The organism is Paraclostridium dentum (assembly GCF_012922555.1).
GTDB lineage: Bacteria > Bacillota > Clostridia > Peptostreptococcales > Peptostreptococcaceae > Paraclostridium > Paraclostridium dentum.
This window is the reverse complement of the sequence record NZ_WIPK01000130.1, coordinates 1-436: the sequence shown is the minus strand read 5'-3', so window position 1 is coordinate 436 and position 436 is coordinate 1. Positions and strand designations below refer to the sequence as shown.

Genomic DNA, 436 nt, shown 5'->3' with positions numbered 1-436 from the left:
GGCTGATATATAATCCACATATAGAAGAAAGATGATGAACATGAGATGAAAAGCCAACAAGAAAGGATCAAAGCATACCACCTCACCCAAATTTAAATTAATCTATCTTCTAATCTCCGTTTATTTATTTGGGACCAATCACTTAAGCTAAGCTCCCTCCAATTTAAGCGTCTACGACCTCATCGCCCTCCGCCGACGCCAGAACCAACTCCGGTTGACCGGCGTTGACTCCGTCCAGAGCATTCGGCAACCCCAACGCCCTCAACGCCAAGTGCGCCGCCTTCTGCCCTGAGATCATCATCGCTCCGAATGTCGGTCCCATTCTCGGAGCTCCGTCGATTTCTGCAACTTCCATGCCGGTGATGATCATGCCGGGCACGACCTCCCTGGTGAGCCTAACAATGGCGTCCTCGGCGGTGTTCATGTCCAGGGCCTT

The 436-nt window shown here is 51.1% G+C and carries 1 protein-coding gene; it reads right to left on the bottom strand.

The genetic code is table 11. The annotated features are described in order from the left end of the window. Positions 1 to 163: 163 nt before the first annotated feature. Positions 164 to 436: hypothetical protein (locus GFJ41_RS21130; RefSeq protein ID WP_206001614.1), on the bottom strand; the 273-nt coding region annotated here is incomplete at its 5' end.